A 16,265-nucleotide genomic window follows, 5' to 3' on the forward strand; every position below is an offset into this window, starting at 1 on the left:
GCGATAACGCTCAAGGCGGCCGGAGGATCAGATCAGCTTCAAGCCTTTCAGGCTGGCGTGACCGTTTCGGCCGAGGATCACGTGATCGTGCACCACGATCTTGAGCGGCGCCAGGACCGCCACGATCTCGCGGGTCATCGCCACGTCGGCGGCGGAGGGCGCCGGGTCGCCGGACGGATGGTTGTGCGCGAGGATGATCGCGGTCGCCGAGAGCTCGAGCGCCCGGCGGGCGACCTCGCGGGGATAGACCGGCGTGTGGTCGACGGTGCCGCGCCCCTGCACCTCGTCGGCGATCAGGTGGTTGCGCTTGTCGAGGAACAGGACGCGGAATTCCTCGCGCGGCGCGAACGCCATGGTGGCGCGCAGGTACTCGTGCAGCGCGCTCCACGAGCCCAGGAGCGCGCGCTCCCGGATCGCGCCCCGGGCGAGCCGCCGGGCCGCGGCCTCGATCACCTTGAGGTCCGAGGCCACCCCGGCGCTCACGCCCTCCACCTCCATCAGTCGCGCCGGCTCGGCGCTGACGACCTCGGCGAAGCTGCCGAAGCGGGCGACCAGCGCCTTGGCGAGGGGCTTCACGTCGCGCCGGCGGATGGCCCGGAACAGGACGAGTTCCAGCAACTCGTAATCGGGCAGCGCGTCGGGGCCCGCGGTCGAGAATTTTTCCCGCAGGCGGTCGCGATGGCCGTGATAGTGCGGCGCCTCCTTCTCGACCGGGGACGGGGCGGCGCTGTCGGCGAACAGCCCCGCCTCACCGTCGTCCTGCCGCGCGGGCACGGCCGGTCAGGCGGCCGGGTTGACGGGCTGGTGCAGCCCCTTCGGCGAGATCGTGAAGATCTCGACGCCGGTCTCGGTGACGCCCACGGTGTGCTCGAACTGGGCCGAGAGCGAGCGGTCCCGGGTCACGGCGGTCCAGCCATCGCCCAGGACCTTCACGGCGGGCCGGCCGAGATTGATCATCGGCTCGATCGTGAAGAACTGGCCGGGCTTGAACGGCACGTCGTAGCTGGCCTCGACGTAGTGCAGGATCGTGGGCGCGTCGTGATAGGTGCGCCCGAGCCCGTGGCCGCAGAAATCGCGCACGACCGAGCAGCGCTCGCCCTCGGCGTAGGACTGGATCGCCCGGCCGATATCGTTGGTCGAGCCGCCGGGCTTCACCGCCGCGACGCCGCGCATCAGCGCCTCGTAGGTGATCTCGCACAGGCGCTGGGCCTTGCGCGGCACCTCGCCGACATAGGCCATCCGGCTCGAATCGCCGTGCCAGCCGTCGAGGATCAGGCAGATGTCGAGGTTGACGATGTCGCCCTCGCGCAGCGGCTTGTCGTTGGGGATGCCGTGGCAGACCACGTGGTTGATCGAGGTGCAGATGGACTTCGGGTAGCCGCGGTAGAGCAGCGAGGCCGGATAGGCGCCGTGATCCATGGCGAAGGTGTAGGCGAGCTTGTCGAGCTCCTCGGTGGTGACGCCGGGCTGCGTCGCCTCCATCAGCAGGTCGAGGGCCTCGGCGGTGAGCCGCCCCGCCCGGCGCATGCCCTCGAAACCCTCGGGACCGTGGATCGGCGGTTCCGGGGCGCGGCGCGCACCCTGCGCACTGGCCTGTTCCTGCTGCATGGTCGGGACTTTTTTCGCGGCGGCGTCAATCGGGCGTTCCTCTATGTACGGTGCGGGGCGCGGGAGGCCAAGCCGCGTCGGCGACAGGTCGGGCGAGGCTTGCGCCGGCCGCGGGGCTGGCGGCATAAGCGGCCGCGAGGCGCCCGGGAGCGCGCGGGCAGATTCGCCGCGCGGTCGGTTGCGGGGCAGGCGAGGGCCGGATGGCAGGCAAGGCGGTACCGCACTTCCACAACGAGCCGGGCGTGCCGGTGATCACCGTGGGCGTGAAGGAATTCATGTGCATCGGCGCGCTGCCGCCGTTCGACCACCCGCACGTGTTCCTCGACATGGGCGCCGACACCGAGATCATCTGCCAGTACTGCTCGACGCTCTACCGCTACCGGGCCGGCCTGAAGGCCGACCAGGCGGAGCCGCAGGCCTGCGTCTGGCAGGACGACGCCAAGCTCGCGGCGGAGTAGGCGCCGCCCGCCGTGCCCTCTGGCAGTCCATCTCTGCGGATCGGGATCGTCGGGGCTGGGATCGGCGGCCTGACGGCGGCGCTGGCGCTGTCGGATGCCGGCCACGCGATCACGGTGATCGAGCGCCGGACCGGCTTCAGCGAGGTCGGGGCCGGGATCCAGATCTCGCCCAACGCCAGCCGGGTCCTGGCCGCGCTCGGCCTCTCGGCCGCCCTGCGTCGCGCGGCGAGCGAGCCGCCGGGCGTCGAGGTACGCGCCCTCGACAGCGGTCGCCGCATCGGCGGCGTGGCGCTCGGCGCGCGGGCGCAGAGCCGGTTCGGCGCGCCCTACTACGTCATCCACCGGGCCGACCTGCAGACGCTGCTGCTCGACGCGCTCCGCAGCCGCTCGACGATCCGCCTGCTGATGGGTCGCACCGTGACGGCGATCGCGCGGACGGCCGCCGAGGCCGTCCTGACCGTCGAGGGGGCGAGCGGGGCCCAGCCCGTGGCCTTCGACCTCGTGATCGGCGCGGACGGGCTGCGGTCGCGCCTGCGCGCGCATCTCGATCCGGCACCGCTGCGCCCCGGGCATGCGGCTGAAGCGGCGCAGGTCGCCCGCCTCGTCCAGGATGGTCAGGGCGTTGATCGGGCCGATGCCGGGGATCCGGCGCACCAGCTTGTGGTCGGGGCGGTCCGTCAGGAGAGCGTCGGCCATGGCCTCGATGGCGTCACGCCGGTGGATCGCCTCTCGCCGTTGACGAGCNGGCGCTGGTGCCCATGGAGGCGGCCCCGCCGGACCTGCGCGGCGCCGCGACCGGCCTGTGGCTCGGCCGCGGCCGGCACGTGGTGCATTACCCGGTGCGGGACGGCCAGTTCCTCAACGTCGTGGCGGTGGTGCCCGAGGCGGTGGGCGACGAGGGCTGGGGCCGGCTCGGGGAGCCGGCCGTGCTGCGCGGGCATCTCCGCGGATGCGCCGCGCCGCTGCGCGATCTCCTGAGCCTGCCGGATTCCTGGCTGGTCTGGTCGCTCGCCGACCGGGCCGTGGCGCGGCCGCTCGCCCGCGACCGGCTCGCGCTGGTCGGCGATGCCGGGCATCCGGTGCTGCCCTACCTCGCGCAGGGGGCCGCCCTCGCGATCGAGGACGCCGCGGTCCTCACCCGCGCCCTGGCGGACCGCGCGGACGTCCCGGCGGCGCTCGCGGCCTACTCGGATGCGCGGGCGGCGCGGGTGCGCCGCGTCCAGAAGGCCGCGCGGAGCAACGGCCGGACCTACCATGCCGGCGGCGTGGTCGCGCTCGTGCGCAACGCCGTGATGGGCCGCCTCGGCCCGGACGGCATGCGCGACCGCTACGCCTGGCTCTACGGCTGGACGCCCCCCGCTTGATCGGGGCCGCGCCCCCGGCTACCGAGGGCGCATGCGGACGTGGCGGAACCGGTAGACGCACGAGACTTAAAATCTTGCGGCCGCGAGGCCGTGCGGGTTCGAGTCCCGCCGTCCGCACCAAATCCTTGAAATCGGCAATGATCCCAGCAACATGCTGGCCTCATGATGCTTTTCGGCGCCCGCCGCTACAAAGGGCGCTACAAAATGGCCGTGCCGATGACCTCATTGAACCGCGCCACGAACGGGGATTGGTTCGCCCGTAAGGGCATCCCGAAGGACGTGCGCGAGGCGTATAAGCGGGCCTACGGGGTCTCTCAGGAGGAGCGTTTCCGCCGCCCAGCGAGCCTGTCCACAGGGAGCGCGAAGGCTGAGCTGCGGGATTGGGACGCGACGATTACGAGCCGCATCGAGGCTCTGAGGGCTGCTGCGTGGGGTGAAGGCAGGGGTCTGACGCACCGCGAAGCGCATGGGTTGGCCGGGCAGTGGTACGGCTGGTTCGTCGGCCGGCATCAGGACGAGCCGGGTGAGCCTGAACGATGGGAGCACCTTCACGAGAAGCTCGAGGAAGCCCGTCAGCGCCTCGCGGGGCAATCCGTGGGCGCTCCTGATGAAGACGACGACCAACCGGCCAGTCCCGCGGCTCGACGCCATGTGCGAGCGACCGTCACCGAACTCGGCCACGTCGCGACGTTCCTGGGAGAGCAGGGCTTCAGGCTGACACAGGAGGCTGCTGACACCTTCCTCGACATCGTCGAAGGCGAACTTGATGCGGCCGCTTACGCCCTCAAGCGCCGGGCAAAAGGCGATTACGCCCCCGACGAACGCTCCATGCGGCATCCTGAGTACAAGGTGCTGCCCCGGACGAAAGCCGCGGGTCTGACCTGCTGGAGCCTCTTCGAGGCGTGGATCAACGAACGGCGCCCTGAAGCAGCTACGGTAAACCGCTGGCGTGCCGTGTTCCGTGCCCTTGAGACGTACTTTGAGGGGAGGGACATCGCCACCGTCACCAATGGGGATGCCCTTGGGTGGAAGAATACCCTGGTGACCCCCAATCGGACGGCTGGAGTGGTCAACGATGTGTGGTTGCGTGCCGCTCGTGTGGCCTTCGGTTGGGCTGCCGACAACAAGCGCATCCCGTCGAACCCCTTTGAGGGGGTCAGCGTCGCGGTCGGGAAGTCAGCCCCCAAGGTGCGGGAACGGGAGTTTCAGGATGAGGAGTGGCGCATCATTCTGAAGGCGACCACCGCCCCTGTGGCCGGTCGCATGGCCACTCACAACATGGCTGCTCGACGCTGGGTGCCCTGGATCTGCGCCTACACCGGATCACGACCCGGTGAGGTGACCCAGCTCCGTGCAGAGGATTTCACGCGCCACAAGGCAGGCTTCTGGATCATGCGGATCAGCCCAGAAGCCGGCACCGTGAAGGGTGGCCAGGCCAGGACCGTGCCTCTCCATGAGCACCTGATCGAACAGGGGCTCATTGAGTTCGTCGAAGGGGTGGGCTGCGGGCCGCTCTTTTACGACCCTGACGGGCAACGGGTGACCCGAGACGACCCAACGAACCCAGTCAGGGCACCGTGGGTGAAGCAGCGAGACAAGCTGGCGGTTTGGGTCAGAGGGCTCGGAGTGATCGATCCTAACATCAGCCCTAACCATGCTTGGCGACACACCTTCAAGCGCCGAGCGGCACGCGCCAAGATCGAACGGCGCATTCGGTTTGCCTTCTGCGGTCATACCACCGACGATGTGGGGGATGACTACGAGACGCCCACTGTGGAGGACATGGCGGAGGAACTTAAACTGTTCCCCCGCTTCGACCTGTAAGGCCCTAGGCAGTCAGGCATCGTCCCGCTGCTCTCCGCGGGCGACCGCTTGATCCTGCACTAACTTGAAACCTAAGCCATCGCATAGGGCCAAATAACAATCGTGCTCTAAGTATGATTTCGCCTTCAGATATGTCATTGCGAGGCAACAATACGTCGCCGACCATCCACTAATCGCAAACCCAACGCACCAAAACAGGTTTTCAAAGATATGTATAATTACCGTGAGACCGAAGACCTACTTGGCAAAAGAGTTTATTTTCCAAATGTTAGCGAGGAAGCTCATTTCGCACCGCAATCTCAGACGATACACCTGCGGAGAATTACAGCTGAGAGCTTCAATGACGCATTGCGTCGGCAAGACACGCCTAAACTTCGCATTCAGTTTGGCACGATGCTGCACGAATTGACACATTGGGCTGACATGGTGGGAACTCTGTGGGGAAGAGAGTATATCCGCTCCGTATATGGCGCCCTTCGCTTGATGCCCAATATATCAACTACCGGCACTGAATCTGAATTTTATAAGTTCATAGATCTACACGATGCGACTCGGCGCATGATGATGCCGAAATATTTTCGTGTCGTCAACAAAGATGCCAAAGTAAGCGATCCTCGGAGGCCCTGGCGCATCCAGCTTAGTGCTGGCCGCGAGTATGATCCCAGCGGCCGGCTTAACGTTGGCCGACCTATTCTGTTCACACGCTTTGACGATCACGACAGCGGCGACCAAGTAGCCCGGCAGCCTATCGTGAGTGGTGCGTTGTTAGAGGTCAACGCAATCTGGTCAGAAATCGCTACGAACTACGAAACCCTCGCAGGCATGACCGGAATAGACAAAATCATCGAAGAAAAAGAATTCCATCGGGAACAAAATCATCAACTTTATCATCCAGATTTGACTTTGTACACGGCGCCGGCACATCTATTGGCAATGACAGCAAAGACGAAGGAGGTCGCAGCAGCATATCATCTGGCATCAAGGGTCGCACATTTGGCTATGAATCTACGTGAAGATGATTTCAATAGATTGGAACCACCCCCTAGTTGGGAGGCTTGGACAGGACTCTTTGAAGGATTCAAAAAGTCCCGCGATCGTGGCTTTGCCTATGGCGTTATCTGCGCGTGGGCAGAACCCTGGGAAGAAGGACAACCGTCCATAGCTTGGTTGGATGAAGCGTTAAGACGCGCAGGCTTAGATTCTTCGACAATGATATACGCGGCCGCGCTCAGGCAGATGAAAAGCGAGCCATTAAACAAAAATAACGATGCGTTAGCTCGTGCCGAAAACTACATCCTCTCTCTTGGCGCGGAGCTGCTCGTTCCTCGAGGATACGCTTCAGAGTTGACCCCACAACGATTGGCCAAAGAGCGCATTGTTGCTCCGCCAATGTTTGATCCAGATGGCAACTTGATTGATCTTTCGTCAGGCTTGTTTGATCGAGCGCTCTTTTCACCGGAGGAGGCGCATGATCGAGAAGCGGCCCTTTTCACGTGGACACAGAATTTCCTGGATGCGTGTCGCTAGTTGTAGCAGCATCCTACGCAGTAGATCTACGGCGACCAACTGCGAAGCGTTTGTAGTATATGCCAGAAAGTAATACGCTAGGTTCATCCACTTGGCGCAGACGTTCAGACCGCGTTCCAAAATCAACCGCAAAGATTGAAAGCGGTCTAAGAAACTGTAAAGGTCTGTGCCAATGGTTTGTTGGGGAAGTATCCGCTGAACCATCCAATGGGCCGGGAAGGGAGGGGAGCTGGCGTGAAAAGCGTCCGGGGCGACAGCTTCAGTGACTTGCGATGGCCAAAAAACTCGATGCAAAAATGTGAGCCGGCATCGACAAACTACCGGAGCGCAGTGTCCCCCATGCCCTGCCGCGAGCTCCGCAGGGATCGCGCGTTCTATTGCGTTCAGATGCTCAAGGGGAGCATGCGCAAGCGATGGCGGAACGCAGCCTTAGCTTAATCAAGCAGCCATCTCCTCTGCAGCCTATCCGTTAGGGGCGGGTGCGGGGCAGATATATAGGTGTTGTGTTCATGCGCATCGAAAGCATCAAGTCACACCTAAAGGGACAGACAATAATGAGCCGGAAGAGCACCTTCTCTGCGGCTTTTGCTTCGGCGCTCGCGCCCTTTGATGCATATTCTCGCGAGGCTGTTGCTCAGGGTATCCGAGACTTGGGACAAGACCCGGAAGGTGACCTCTCATGCGTCTACTGTGGGACAGAGGCAGCTACCTGGGATCACGTTTTTAGCCGGGTAGTGAACGGTGAGTTCTCGGGACACGGCCATAGGGTTCGCAACCTCGTTCCTTGCTGCCGAAGCTGCAACGAGAGGAAAGGCAAGCGCCAGTGGCGATCATGGCTCGATATCGTCGCTCCCGGAGACGCCGTTGAGCGGGCTTCTAAAATCGAGCATTTCCTCTCCCATGCTGCGGCAAGTCCGATGACGGCAGAAGCTATGGATGCTGCCGCCCCGGCGGAGTACGAGAGGTACCGTGAGATCCGTTCTCAGGTGTTCGCCCTCATGGCCGAAGCTGATGCGCTGGCTGTAACGATCCGTGGCAAGCTGGTCGCTGCTGCATCCGATCCAGTGACCCAGCAACAAAAGACCTGAGAGCTGTCCGCATAGGTATGCCGTAACGGACAGCGGCGGGGCGCCCAATATGATGTCCGTAAGGGTTGACATCGCCATACGGACAACACTCTATGCGGACACCACCCCACCGGACAGGTGCCGCCGTGAGCCAGACCATCCTCTACGCCCGCGTCTCAACAGCCGAACAGACCCTTGCCCACCAACGCAAGCAGGCCGAGGCTGCAGGCTTCGTAGTCGATGAGGTGGTGGCCGATGAGGGCGTGTCCGGCCTCACCACTGCCCTTCGAGACCGCCCACAGGGACGCCGCCTGTTCGACATGCTCCGGCGGGGTGACGTGCTGGTGGTGCGTTGGGTGGACCGCCTGGGACGCAACTACGCGGACGTGACCGAGACCATCCGCGAGTTCATGCGCAGGGGTGTCATCGTCCGCACTGTAATCAACAGCCTTACGTTCGACGGGGCAACCACCGACCCAATGCAACAGGCCGTGCGGGATGCTCTCATCGCGTTCATGGCCGCGACCGCCCAAGCCCAGGCCGAGGCCACGAAGGAAGCCCAGAGGGCTGGTATCGACCACGCTAAAGCCCGGGAGGACGCGTACAGGGGCCGCAAGCCGAGCTTCACACGGGGGCAGTTCGACGCTGTTCGGGGCAGCCTGGGGCAGGGGCTTGGGGTCAGCGAGATCGCCGCTGCCACGGGACTGAGCCGACAGACGGTCTACCGCATCCGGGACAATGCCGTGGAGGCAGAGGCGGCTCTGGCCCGATGGAGTACGGCAGCCTGATGAAGGAGTAGGAGCTACTGCTCCAGCCCTCGGCTCTTAGCGAAGCCAGCCTTGCCGAGGGTCCGGCGTCTGGCCAGCTTTCCCATCCGCTCGTTGACGGTGTCCACCGGCACGTCGTCGGGGTCGAATGGCCCTCCGTACCACTTCAACATTGCCTTGTGCTCACGATGCCGGGGCTTGGTGACGGCGTCCACGAACTCCTCGAAGCCTATCGTGCCGCCCACGTCCTCCGGTGGGGCCCGTCTCGCACCATAGAGGAACCGCGGGTACTCGACTGAGGGGTCGGCAGAGCCGATGGCCTCGACCCTCACGGTGTGCTGCCAGTTGTCCCCGAAGTCGTAGACGTACACGAACGTCTCGACCGCGTTCTCCAGCACCGTGCCGAGCTTGGTGGTCTTGGCGTTGCGGGTCTTCGGATCAGGCCATTCGAGGTCGGGCAGTGCGTACCGCTGATCCCCGAAGCGGAAGGCGAACAGGTGGTAGTCCTCGAACGGCATGGCCGCCTGGATGACCTCGTGCAGCCCCTTCAGGGTCATCGTCAGCGGCACCTCGACGGTGCGCCAGATGGCTGGCTCGATGTCGTCGAGGGTGATGCGCAGCCGGGCGATGCGGTCCACGTAGCTCATAGCGGCACGATAGGCGGCCTGACGGGGCTGTCGAGTGTGCGTATTCGGGCCAGCGAGACACTCGTCCGTAGCGCCATTTTGAAGTGTCAGATCGGCTCGAAAAGCCATCTAAGGCCAGGATCGCCTAAAGCTTTCTGATCATTGATAAAATCGCCCTAGAGGCGAGTCATGGCCACCACTAGGAGAAGTACGCTCGCGTTTGAGGCGGGACGTATCGGTTTTCTGGCAGTCTCTCCCCGCGTCCTTCTCCGTCCACCTTCCGGGTGACGACACCCCAAGACCATCTCAGCACCGACCATCCCCAGGCGCCTCACGGCGTGTGGCGACCAGCTGTGCCCTTTCGTGCCTCGTCTGCCTCCGGCGGAGCTGAGGTTCATTACCCAAGCCCACAACCAACGAGGATTATACATGGAATACGTTCAGCATGTTCTGAATCGAAGCACAGGGGAGCTGGTCGAGATCAGCTCCGGGAATTGGATCACGATTACCGAACTAGGGGAGGGGAAGGGCGTGTCTTCCCGAAGGATCAGAACGATACTTCGGGCGATGGGCTTCCTGTACGTTGAAGGCGGTCGCGCCCACAATCGACATCGGCTGATGCCCTGGGTCGTTCAGCAGGGCTACGGAAGGCACAATCCGGCTCGAAAGCCAGCAATTCGCTTCCCGTTCGACGTGGTCAGCCCTGCAGGGCAGGCGTGGATCGAGGCTCGATGGTCTGAGACCGTTGCGGCCTTGGATGCACAGCCCCATCGTCAGGTGGTCGTTCAAGCACGCGGGGCATTGAACGACTTCGTGGCAGGCCGCCTTGGTGGATTGAACATTCCTGGCAAAGTGCGCTGGCTGCGCGACCACTTTGATGACCTTACAGACACTGAGGTGGCAAGCATCCTAGAAGTGTCACAGCAGATCGTCAGCAAACATGCCCGAGTTCAGGAAGCACAGATACGGTCCAAGGGGTTGAGGAGACAGGAGGATTTGCCAGACCTTGGGAAGGTGCGCTTCTCGTTGTACCAAGATGACGATACGGGGTACCTGGAAGATGAAACCATGGCCTCCGGCGGAGCTGAGGTTTATTACCCAAGCCCACAACCTTCAGAAAAACGTACCGAGCAACGCCTCCGATCGAGTGCAGCATCTACCTGCCTTGCTCTTGACCCCTGGACCGCGCCGCAGAGCCTCATGGAAGGCTGCTGAGCCGATCTGCGTGAGATGCGTGGATGGGTGCTCAGAGCCACCAAGCCCTGTCAGTGGGCCGCTGAGGCTATCCAGGGGCCATTTAAACCCTGCACTCCCACCAGCGTCCGACTACGCCTCCCAGCCCTCGAAGAAGTCCTCGTCGAGTTTCTTGATGACCACCGTCCGGTCCACCTGAACGCCCACCCCGAAGCGCACCATCAGTTCAGCGAGCTTGTCCCCGTCGATCAAGGCGATCTGCTTCTGGCTGGCCCGACCGGACCGCTGCGCAGCCTCACTGAACCTCGCCGTCGTGATCACGACCCCTCGTGTCGCTCCCTTATCGTCAAGCGCACCCTTAAACGCCTGGATCTTCTCGGGACCGATGCTGCTGTCCCGGTCATAGCATTTGGCCTGGACGTAGACCGGATCGAGCCCGAGGGCGTCTTGGTGGATCACCCCGTCAACGCCACCGTCCCCGCGGCCTCCCGTGTGGAAGGCAGCCTCATCCCGTCCTCCGCCGTAGCCCATCGCCACGAGGAGCCGGATCACGAGTCGCTCGAAGAACCGGGCTCTCGTGGCTTGGGGCTCGATGGCGAAGATGCGGTCGAGAAGGTCCCCTCGAAGCTCGGCTTCCAACTCCTTGGCTGCTCCGTCGATCCTCTCGTCAGGCGGCGCAATCGCCGGGCTACTGTCGATCTGGAGGACTGCGGCCGCTGGCATTGTGGGAGCTGAGGAGGGCAGATCCCCCGAGGCAGTCAGCTTGGTTTTGGCAAACGCTCGAAACTCCTCGAACTCAGCCAGCACCGAGTTATCGATGCGCTCCAGGTTCCTTTGGAGCACGTCAATGCCACGGGCTGTTGCCTTGAACACCCCCCTACGCGGTTGCTCCAGCAAACCAGCCTTGGCGAGGTACGTCTTGGCCCAGTGCGCTCTGTTGTTGACGAGCTGGATGCGACCGCTCGGAAGCAGCTCGGCCATTTGGTCAGGCATCAGGCCGAAATCGGCGCCGATGCGCTCTACAGCCTTCGGGATGGTGGTCTCACCTTCAGCTGCAAGACGCAGAACCGGCAGCATTAGGGTCTGGTAGTCAGGGATGTCGGGCAAGATCGGTCCAGGGCGTTCCTCAGGGCCAGGATGCAGAAGTTGGCACCGTGCAAGCAAGCCCGAGCTGAGCTGCTGAGCTGGTAGAAATGTGTGGGTCGGCATCGAATGAAGGGTGGAAAGCCGCTTCCGCACGAGTTGATGCCGACTTTTAGAACTCCACACTGCGTCAGCGGTGTCAGGATGGAAGCTGCGGGGCAAGCGTGCCGCAGGGGCAAGCCAATAGCGAACGTTGAGTTGTGTCAGCTGCTTAAAGCGGCTTTAGCGCGACACGAGAGGTGGCCTCGGTGGTAGGCGCCAAGGTATGCCGGACATAATGTGAACAAGTGACGAGACAGGATGGCGAGAAGGAGAGTGACGCCTTAAAGAGGGTGGGGAGCGGCCAAAGCGAAAAACTCCAGTCGGCCTGCAGCTTGGCTTCTTCCAAACCGCCGACTCCATTCCCATCTATGGTTGCGCTCTCGGGAGGCTCGGTGATCGTGGACGTAAGTTTTTTGTCGCCCGCCAACCTGCAAACCCTTCTCGAAGCTGGCGCCGCGGCGGTTGCCACCGCTGGCATCGGGGAGATGACGAAGGATGCTTACGCGGCGGTGAAAGCGAAGATGCGGGACATCTTCGGTAAATCGGGCGAACGCGCACTGACCGCACTCGAAGCTGCTCCCACATCGGAAACGGCTCGGCAGCAAGTAAGCACGGTGATCGCTACCATCGAGCCTGATGACCGGGAGGACCTCCGCCCAGTTCTCGAAGCTCTCATAACTGCGATCAAGCGCGATGCTGCGGCACAAGTCGCTATTGAGCGGGCGCAGATCAGGATGGATCTTGATGTTGGTAGAACGGCCAACATCGAGGATCTGGAGGGCGTCGAGAGCATAGATTTGCGAGCTAAGACCGGCGAGGATTTCAACTTCAAGCGCGTCTCTATGTCGAAGAGAGGTGAGCCGGGAAAATAGACGGCGCGCCCATTCAAGGGGCAGACGGCGCGCCAACTTACGACCCGCTCAAAGACGGTGGACAAAACTCAACCGTCTCTTTTGCGCCTAACATCCTAGCAGGCGGCAACGTTACGCTTGACGGTGTTTCCGTCAGTGTGAATCAGCATTTCTATCCGAGCCAAACAGACGGTGCTGCGCAGACCGCGCGAGATGCAGTTGCGGTCAGGTCTGAGGAGAAAATCGACGATCTAAGAGCGCAGATCGAACAACTGGCTCGGCTCACTACTGCAGGGTTCAACCAACGTCCGGGTCCGCTTGTTGCAGAGGATCGCGGATACGACAGCTTTGACGTCGAGCCTTATCTCAATGCGCAACTCGACGATTTACGCGATCGTGGCGACAAGCTCCCGCCCGACCAAGCCATTCAGAACGCTAAAAGCTTTCTGGCCACGCTACCTGCCGCCGCTGCTCCGGTAATTCAATCCCGCGCACGCAACATCCTCGGTCATTTTCACCTACGAGTGGGCGACCGGGCCGAGGCACGCCGTCTACTAGACGAGGGCTATGGACATGCACCTGATGACCGGCGTGCCATAGCCAACCGCGTGTTGTCGCTCTGGTTGGCCGACACACCGGCAGAGGCGTATCGCTTTGGGTGTGCGGCGGCTCAGGCTGACCCAGGCAATGAATGGGCGGCGGCCTATGCGGTGCAGGCGGCTTCGGACGCCCCGGAGGTAACCGACCCGCTCGCCGGCCTGCCTGAAGTCCTTAGGCGAAATGCCGCCGTGTTCACCGGCCTGCTCATCTTTCTGCGCAGGCGGGAGATCGTCCCAGAATGGTGGGATCGCGCGCGAGAAGCCGCTGCCCTCCACCCTGACAACAAGGAGCTTATCCGGGCTGCAGCCCTGGCCGATGTTGATGAGGTTTCTCGCGACCCTACGCCGGTTCTTACCGGGCTCCTAAGCCAAGAGCAGCGTGCAAAGTTGGTACCCGCGGTCGCATGCTTGGACGCGGCTTGGCGAGAGCAGCGCGCCCACCTCACAGACCCGCACTCCATGGCAGCACAAAACCTCGTTGCCGCCATGGCTGGTGCACACCTCCTGGGCGAGCGAGACCTCGCGATCGAACTAGCGACCGTCGTCGCGGATGAGGGGCTGACGGACTGGCATCCGGTTGTCGCGGCCGCTCAGACCACGATGAACAATGACGAGAACGCTCTCCTGGCTCGTCTCGTCACTCTCTGCCCCGAAAACCCGGCGCTCAAGTTCTACGCGGGGATTGCTGCGTTGCATCGCGGCGACCTTCCCGCAGCAGCCGATGCGTTCGCAGAAGCCGCCATTCCCGAAGCTGAGAAGGTCCTCATCGAAACCTTTAGGCGCATACAGAAGGCAAAAGAAGGAGGGCGAAGCCCAACGGAACGCGATTTTGCTGATGCGCTCCGTCTGCGGCGGGGAGATGCGAGAGCCGCCGTCGTCATCTCGCATGAAGCGGCCAGAGCCGGGTGCTCGCAAGCGGAAGAGAGTGCCTACGCCTCGGCCATCGACCTCGCCCGTCGTGAGTCGTCATTTGCAGCCCGTTCGATGGCAGCGAAGCTGGCGGCGGATAAGGGACGATGGGCCCATGTCATCGAGTTGATCGACGGACGTGTCCCGCCTGGCGCCAGCATGGAATCATGGCGGCTTCTGACGACCGCACATGCAGCGGAATGGCCCAAGCGGCTCCGAAATTGCCGCTTCATCGAGAGCATCCCCGAGGATATAACCGACGCTCAGGTGCTGTCTAATAAGGCGCTGCTCTTGTCGCAGCTGGGCGAGACGGAAAGTGCGCTAAGGATAGCAACTTCTCTGTCGGAAGCCGATCCTAACGACTCGTTTGCCCGACTGCTGCGCGTGAACGTCTTGCGGAGGCTAGGTCGCACCGAGGACATCAAACGGGATCTGGAGACCATCGACCTTCTCAGCCTGCGCGGCGGTTCGAGGCATCGCGTAACACTGATCCACTGCGTCGCTCGGGAGTGCGGCATGAGCCGCGCGTTGGCGGCTGCCTATGCTCTTCTGCGCGAACGTCCCGGAGATGCCGAGGTAGCATCCGGCTATCTCGGGCTCTTCACGCTTGCCATGCTCGGTGAGCCACAATTCGCGATGGAGCCGGAACCCACGACCGTCGCCCTCGGCACCTGGGTCGAACTGACGCCGAAGCACGGCGCGTCCCGCAGTTTCCTGATCGAGGAAGGCGATGACTTCCTCGGAATAGGCGTCTTCCCACCCAACCATGAACGAGCCCGTCAAGTCATGGGACGCCGGGTCGGAGACCAGATTACACTCCCGCGAGCGATCGTTGGCCCGGAAAATTTGCAGATCACGGCTATTAAAAGTCGAACACTGCATGCCTTCCACGTTCTATCTGCCGAGTTTCAGGAAAGGTTCCCCGGGCATGGTGCGTTCGTCAGCCTGCAGCTCGAAAATAACGATCTCACCCCCATTATCGAGATGGCTAACCGGCAAGGGGAGGCGGTGGAGCGCGCCTTGTACGCTTATGCCGTGGGACCGATGCCATTGCCGGTCATCGCGCGAGTTCTGGGCGAGACGGTTCTGGAGTTTGCCGATCGCCTGAAAGGCCCGAGGCATCGTCTCCAGACATGCGCTGGCACCATTGAGGAACTGCGGGATGCCATGGTGTTTGCCCATCGTAGGCGAGGCAAGGGCGCCGTACTCGATCCGTACACAGCCGTTGTTGCTGCTACCGCTGGCCTTTTGCCCGCCCTACGAGACTTTTTCGGAACTCTGTACACGCCTATCTCAACCCTGGGACTGATCGAGCGTCAAAAGGCGTTGTCGCTGCACACTCGGCAACTTGTTGAGGACGGGATCGCAGAACTAATCGAGGCCCATTGTTGCGTCGAAGTCGCGCTATACCCAGACGATCCGAAAAGCCAAGCCCTCGAAGCAGCTCGGCGACTTGGATCGCAGTACATGGATGCCGCGATCCTGTCGCAGAAACATGGCGCCATTCTGCTCTCAGATGACGGCTACTATCGTTTTCTGGTCCGCAACACGATGAGCGTGGAAGGACTGTGGTTACAAGCCGCGATGAATGCCGCGCATGAAGCGGATCTTCTCGCGTTTGGAGTGTACCTTACGGCATTAGTCGAACTTGCAAGCAGAAATCACGGCCATGTGATGCTCAACTTGGACCTCATGGTCGGAGCATTCGAACAAGCTCAGAGTCATGATCTAAAAGAGTTTAAAGCCCTTGCTGATCATGTGGGTACGCCAGATGCCAATCGAGCCGCACATTTCCAATTTGTGGTCTCCATCTTCCGACGTTTGTGGGTTCTAGGGACCACATACGACGTCCTACGGGTAAAGCAGGCAACCAGCCTCATCCTCGAAAAGCTCCTAAGGTGCTACCCACCCCGTCATTGGCCCCTCGTCATTTTGGAGATGTTTGAGCAGGGCAAAGGCCGGTCCAGGCTGCAACAATTCTTGGCCGAATGGATCAGGGGTCATTTCCTCATGGAATCAGTCGCCCCGAAGGCTGTAGCCGAGCAGATCACCAAGATGTCGACGCCACCAAGGTTGGCGCGTCGTGGCTCAACAAATTTGCGAAAGGCTGCACGGTCGAGGCGGATGGTAGGTGATGCCGCAGGAAAAAGGCCGCGATCCGTAGGAGGCGCGCAAGACAGGTGGTCGTGAGTCCACCGACCTAGCGAAGTGTCGCGCGCCTCAACGGTAGCGTCCCCGCGTCTTTCAATTGAGAGGAGCGGCCTGTCTGTGGAAGGTCAATGCACC

14 protein-coding genes and 1 tRNA gene are annotated in these 16,265 nt (G+C 62.5%); 11 read left to right on the plus strand and 4 right to left on the minus strand.

Translation table 11 applies throughout. From position 1 onward, the window contains the following. Positions 1-27: 27 nt before the first annotated feature. Both radC and map read right to left on the minus strand, forming a co-directional pair. Positions 28-774, minus strand: coding sequence for a RadC family protein (gene radC, locus MOTC310_RS19215; protein ID WP_331302952.1), 747 nt, complete (start codon positions 772-774; stop codon positions 28-30). A 6-nt stretch (positions 775-780) separates the two neighbouring features. Continuing rightward, complete coding sequence (gene map, locus MOTC310_RS19220) at positions 781-1,608, minus strand: type I methionyl aminopeptidase (RefSeq protein ID WP_012317593.1); 828 nt, start codon at positions 1,606-1,608, stop codon at positions 781-783. A 200-nt stretch (positions 1,609-1,808) separates the two neighbouring features. Between map and MOTC310_RS19225 the strand changes: the two genes are divergently transcribed. From MOTC310_RS19225 to MOTC310_RS19260, 8 genes are all read left to right on the plus strand, one after another. Then, positions 1,809-2,066 (plus strand): zinc-finger domain-containing protein, encoded by a 258-nt coding sequence (locus tag MOTC310_RS19225; RefSeq protein ID WP_331290140.1) that lies wholly within the window; start codon positions 1,809-1,811, stop codon positions 2,064-2,066. A 12-nt stretch (positions 2,067-2,078) separates the two neighbouring features. Then, positions 2,079-3,044 (plus strand): FAD-dependent monooxygenase, encoded by a 966-nt coding sequence (locus tag MOTC310_RS19230; protein ID WP_331302953.1) that lies wholly within the window; start codon positions 2,079-2,081, stop codon positions 3,042-3,044. Next, positions 2,993-3,430: an FAD-dependent monooxygenase gene (locus MOTC310_RS19235; RefSeq protein WP_331302954.1), complete on the plus strand. Its 438-nt coding sequence runs from the start codon at positions 2,993-2,995 to the stop codon at positions 3,428-3,430. The genes MOTC310_RS19230 and MOTC310_RS19235 overlap by 52 nt, the downstream gene beginning before the upstream one ends. Before the next feature lie 33 nt (positions 3,431-3,463). Next, a tRNA-Leu gene (locus MOTC310_RS19240) sits at positions 3,464-3,550 on the plus strand. A gap of 42 nt (positions 3,551-3,592) precedes the next feature. Beyond that, positions 3,593-5,254, plus strand: a complete 1,662-nt coding sequence (locus MOTC310_RS19245) for a hypothetical protein (protein WP_331302955.1) — start codon at positions 3,593-3,595, stop codon at positions 5,252-5,254. Between the two features lie 210 nt (positions 5,255-5,464). Beyond that, positions 5,465-6,781, plus strand: coding sequence for a hypothetical protein (locus MOTC310_RS19250; RefSeq protein ID WP_331302956.1), 1,317 nt, complete (start codon positions 5,465-5,467; stop codon positions 6,779-6,781). 509 nt (positions 6,782-7,290) lie between these two features. Next, positions 7,291-7,869: an HNH endonuclease gene (locus MOTC310_RS19255; protein WP_331302957.1), complete on the plus strand. Its 579-nt coding sequence runs from the start codon at positions 7,291-7,293 to the stop codon at positions 7,867-7,869. Positions 7,870-7,961: 92 nt separating this feature from the next. Further along, a complete protein-coding gene (locus MOTC310_RS19260; protein ID WP_419539934.1) occupies positions 7,962-8,636 on the plus strand; it encodes a recombinase family protein in 675 nt (224 codons plus the stop codon). A gap of 14 nt (positions 8,637-8,650) precedes the next feature. Here the strand turns inward: MOTC310_RS19260 and MOTC310_RS19265 are convergent, their stop codons facing one another. Further along, the gene (locus tag MOTC310_RS19265; protein ID WP_331302959.1) at positions 8,651-9,262 is read right to left on the minus strand and encodes a plasmid pRiA4b ORF-3 family protein; all 612 of its coding nucleotides are present in this window, start codon (positions 9,260-9,262) and stop codon (positions 8,651-8,653) included. A 408-nt stretch (positions 9,263-9,670) separates the two neighbouring features. On the opposite strand from MOTC310_RS19265, the gene MOTC310_RS19270 reads away from it, so the two are divergent. Next, positions 9,671-10,456 carry a hypothetical protein gene (locus MOTC310_RS19270; protein ID WP_331302960.1) on the plus strand — a complete coding sequence of 262 codons (786 nt, stop codon included), beginning with the start codon at positions 9,671-9,673 and terminating at the stop codon, positions 10,454-10,456. 111 nt (positions 10,457-10,567) lie between these two features. On the opposite strand, the gene MOTC310_RS19275 is transcribed toward MOTC310_RS19270, so the two are convergent. Then, positions 10,568-11,542 (minus strand): restriction endonuclease, encoded by a 975-nt coding sequence (locus MOTC310_RS19275; RefSeq protein ID WP_331302961.1) that lies wholly within the window; start codon positions 11,540-11,542, stop codon positions 10,568-10,570. A 470-nt stretch (positions 11,543-12,012) separates the two neighbouring features. On the opposite strand from MOTC310_RS19275, the gene MOTC310_RS19280 reads away from it, so the two are divergent. Then, positions 12,013-12,492 carry a hypothetical protein gene (locus MOTC310_RS19280; RefSeq protein ID WP_331302962.1) on the plus strand — a complete coding sequence of 160 codons (480 nt, stop codon included), beginning with the start codon at positions 12,013-12,015 and terminating at the stop codon, positions 12,490-12,492. 137 nt (positions 12,493-12,629) lie between these two features. Continuing rightward, a complete protein-coding gene (locus MOTC310_RS19285) occupies positions 12,630-16,169 on the plus strand; it encodes a PIN domain-containing protein (RefSeq protein WP_331302963.1) in 3,540 nt (1,179 codons plus the stop codon). Positions 16,170-16,265 lie beyond the last annotated feature (96 nt).

This window comes from Methylobacterium oryzae (assembly GCF_036441375.1).
Classification (GTDB): Bacteria; Pseudomonadota; Alphaproteobacteria; order Rhizobiales; family Beijerinckiaceae; genus Methylobacterium; species Methylobacterium oryzae_A.

Coding starts and splice junctions, on each gene's coding strand:
- map (WP_012317593.1), bottom strand. CDS start 1,608: ATGCAGCAGGAACAGGCCAGTGCGCAGGGTGCGCGCCGCGCCCCGGAA.
- MOTC310_RS19225 (WP_331290140.1), top strand. CDS start 1,809: ATGGCAGGCAAGGCGGTACCGCACTTCCACAACGAGCCGGGCGTGCCG.
- MOTC310_RS19255 (WP_331302957.1), top strand. CDS start 7,291: ATGCGCATCGAAAGCATCAAGTCACACCTAAAGGGACAGACAATAATG.
- MOTC310_RS19250 (WP_331302956.1), top strand. CDS start 5,465: ATGTATAATTACCGTGAGACCGAAGACCTACTTGGCAAAAGAGTTTAT.
- MOTC310_RS19245 (WP_331302955.1), top strand. CDS start 3,593: ATGATGCTTTTCGGCGCCCGCCGCTACAAAGGGCGCTACAAAATGGCC.
- MOTC310_RS19270 (WP_331302960.1), top strand. CDS start 9,671: ATGGAATACGTTCAGCATGTTCTGAATCGAAGCACAGGGGAGCTGGTC.
- MOTC310_RS19265 (WP_331302959.1), bottom strand. CDS start 9,262: ATGAGCTACGTGGACCGCATCGCCCGGCTGCGCATCACCCTCGACGAC.
- MOTC310_RS19260 (WP_419539934.1), top strand. CDS start 7,962: ATGCGGACACCACCCCACCGGACAGGTGCCGCCGTGAGCCAGACCATC.